Below are 2,891 nucleotides of genomic sequence, written 5' to 3'. Positions count from 1 at the left end.
GCACGCGCCGGGGCGCGGGGTGCGATGCGGGCCGGGCCGCGGGGGCCGCAGGGGCACGCGTACAGTACTGGACAGTTGTAAAATAGTTGACGGTGGCACGCGCTTCCCGGCCGGCCGCCGCGCCTCGCCCCTCAAGGAGACGCCATGGGCATCCACACCGCCGTATCCGCGCAAGAGGCAGCGGACCGTCTCGCCCTGCGCGAGCTCGTGGACGCGTACGCGCACAGTGCGGACACCCGCGACGCCGAGGGCCAGATGGCGCTGTTCACGAAGGACACGCGCTTCGTCGTCCACATGGACAGCCGCTCCCCCGAGCCGACCCAGGAGCTGCACGGCCGCGACGCGCTGGCGCCGGTCTTCGGCAACCTGAACACCTACGAGAGCACGACCCACTTCAACGGCCAGTCCACGGTCGCCGTCGACGGCGACAGCGCCACCGGCGAGACCTACTGCCTCGCGCATCACCTCTGGGAGGTGGAGGGACGGCGCACGCTGATGACCGCCTCCATCCGCTACCTCGACACCTTCACCAAGCTGGACGGCCGGTGGTTCTTCGCCGAACGGAAGCTGATGGTCGACTGGACCGAGACCAGGCCCTCCACACCGTGACGGGCCTGGCCGCGGCGTCCGCTATCCCGCCGCCGGTGCCGGATCCGGCCGCAGACCCGGGGTCGGTGGCATGGGCTCACTGCTCTCCTGGACGGCCACCGCTGTGTCGCTGTCCGCGCGCGTGATGATCAGGAAACGCTCGCGGGCGGCGGCCCGCTCCGCCGCGGTCGCGGGGGTCAGGACCTCCCGCAGCAGGCCGATCGCCTGGCTGACCTGGGCGCCCGCCGCGTTCGTGGTGAACATGGTGAGTGCTTCCTTGCGGCCGAACGGCGCGGCCCGGTTCTCCGTGAGCCAGAGCGTGTAGTCCTTTCCGGGTTCCAGGCCGGTCGCGGCGACCTGGAGCAGGTCCAGGGCGCCGAGCGCGTTCACGGAGACGGTCGCGTGGCCGCGTCCGCCGCTGCCCTTCGGCGCGCCGAGCGTGAGGTGGCCGGCCTTCCCCGCGACTCCGAGGGGCATCAGATTGTCCGTGCCCCCGCCGGTGGGGACGGCCCGGGGAACGTAAAGCAGTTGCTGCGGCTGCTGGCCGATGGGAATCGTGGCGATCACCCGGTTCGTCAGGGTGTCGACGGCCGCGACGGCGTCCTGGTTCTCCAGACCGACGTAGACCCGTGTGCCGTCCCCGGAGACCCAGATGCCGTGCGGCAGATCGCCGGTGGGGACGGTGGCCACCAGAGCCGGCGTCGTGCCGCGCCGGTACACCTTCACCGCGTTCTCCCCGCCGACCGTCACATACCCGAAGCGGCCCTTGGCGTTGTCGACCAGGGTGACGTGGTTGGTGATCGGTCCGGTGTCGAGCGTGGCGAGGATGCGGAAGGGCGGCCGGGCACTCATCACCTGTGTCTTGCCGGAGTCCTTCAGCGTGAACCAGACCTCGGTTCCGTCGCGGCTCACCGCCAGATTGGGAGAGAAGGGGCTGGCCTGCGGGACGCGGGCCACGACCCGGTACGTCCGGGTGTCCACCACGTCCACCTCCGGTGTGAAGCTGGAGGGTACGAAGGCGTATCTGCCGTCCGGCCGGAACAGCACCATCCCCGGCCCGTTCGCCGTTCTGACGCGGCGCTTCTCCCTCATCCGGACGGGGTCGATCACCGATACGTAGTCCTCGCCGCGTACGGTCGCCCACAGTTCGCGGCCGTCGGGCGTGAAGAACGTCTCGTGCGGTGAACGTCCGACGTACACCACGCCCTTGACCTTGTTCGTCGCCGTCTCGATCAGTGTGACCGAGTTGGAGCCGATGGAGACGACCGCGATGGTCCTGTGGTCCGGCGAGAAGCCCATCCCGTGGACGAGCAGCTGGCCCCTGTACAGCGGACTGAGCGCGCCCGGTACGGGGTCGCCGAGCCGGATCACGCCCAGGAGCCGGTTGGCGGCGGGATCGATCACGGAGACGGTGTTCGACGTCTGGTCGGCGGTGTAGACGCGGTCCTGCCCGGATACCGGGATGACCGCACCCGCACCCGTCCCGCTCCCTCCGCCGGAGACCTCCTTGTCGGGACGTACCGGCTCGGCGGGCGGACGTACCGGCTCGGCGAGCCGGCGTATCGGCTCGAAGGGTCCCGGAATCCGCCCCGGCGAACCGGGCTCCGAACCGCGGCGGGCCGGGGACGTCACCGTCATCCGGGATTTCATGACGCCGATCTCCTGCTGCTGCGTGACGATGATCTCCTGTGCCAGCCGCCGCAGAACAGGGTCCTTGCCGTGCTCCAGGACCGCCTTGGCCATGTCCACGGCACCCTGGTGATGCGCCACCATCAGAGCCGCGAAGTCATGGTCGGGATCGCCGGTCATCCGCGAATCCGCCATGGCCTCGGCCATCAGCCTCATGCTCTCGTCCATCTTGCGTGTGAACGGCCCGTGCGCGACCGCGTGGGACGGGTGGGCGTGCGGCGAGGGGCCCGCCCCGCGCTCCTGGGACTCGCACGAGACCAGGCTCAGTGCGATCAGTCCGGCCGCCGTGGACATGCGCAGCCGGCGAAACGGGTACCCAGTCATCCGGCATCTCCTCTTCCGTCCGGTTTCCCGTCCGGTTTCCGTCGCCTGTCATGGAACAGCCCCGTCCGGCGGCCCGGGACGTGTGTGATCCACGTGGGGGAAGGCAGGGAAGGACTGAGCTCTCCGCCGGTGAATCCCAGTCTTCTCACCTTCGTGCGGAGATGTCCTTCCGAGCTTCCCAATCGGGTGAACGGGGCTCGTGCGGGTGCGGATACGGGGCCCGGGGCCGGGGCCGGGGAGGGCCGTCGACGGGGGAAACCGGTCAAGGGCGCCCTTCCCTTGGCCCGGGC

The 2,891-nt window shown here is 70.2% G+C and carries 2 protein-coding genes; one reads left to right on the top strand and one right to left on the bottom strand.

The window, feature by feature from the left end; translation table 11 throughout:
- The first annotated feature begins 144 nt into the window (after positions 1-144).
- The gene (locus tag BFF77_RS10815) at positions 145-609 is read left to right on the top strand and encodes a nuclear transport factor 2 family protein (RefSeq protein ID WP_066946978.1); all 465 of its coding nucleotides are present in this window, start codon (positions 145-147) and stop codon (positions 607-609) included.
- A gap of 21 nt (positions 610-630) precedes the next feature.
- Here the strand turns inward: BFF77_RS10815 and BFF77_RS10810 are convergent, their stop codons facing one another.
- The gene (locus tag BFF77_RS10810) at positions 631-2,601 is read right to left on the bottom strand and encodes a DUF305 domain-containing protein (RefSeq protein WP_079125012.1); all 1,971 of its coding nucleotides are present in this window, start codon (positions 2,599-2,601) and stop codon (positions 631-633) included.
- Between the last annotated feature and the right edge of the window lie 290 nt (positions 2,602-2,891).

This window comes from Streptomyces lushanensis (assembly GCF_001700515.1).
Lineage (GTDB): Bacteria > Actinomycetota > Actinomycetes > Streptomycetales > Streptomycetaceae > Streptomyces > Streptomyces lushanensis.
Note: the sequence above shows the minus strand (reverse complement) of the source record. Positions and strands in the feature narration are given on the sequence as shown.

Bases quoted from the DNA above. Each gene is read 5' to 3' on its own strand.
- BFF77_RS10815 (WP_066946978.1), top strand. From the start codon at position 145: ATGGGCATCCACACCGCCGTATCCGCGCAAGAGGCAGCGGACCGTCTC.
- BFF77_RS10810 (WP_079125012.1), bottom strand. From the start codon at position 2,601: ATGACTGGGTACCCGTTTCGCCGGCTGCGCATGTCCACGGCGGCCGGA.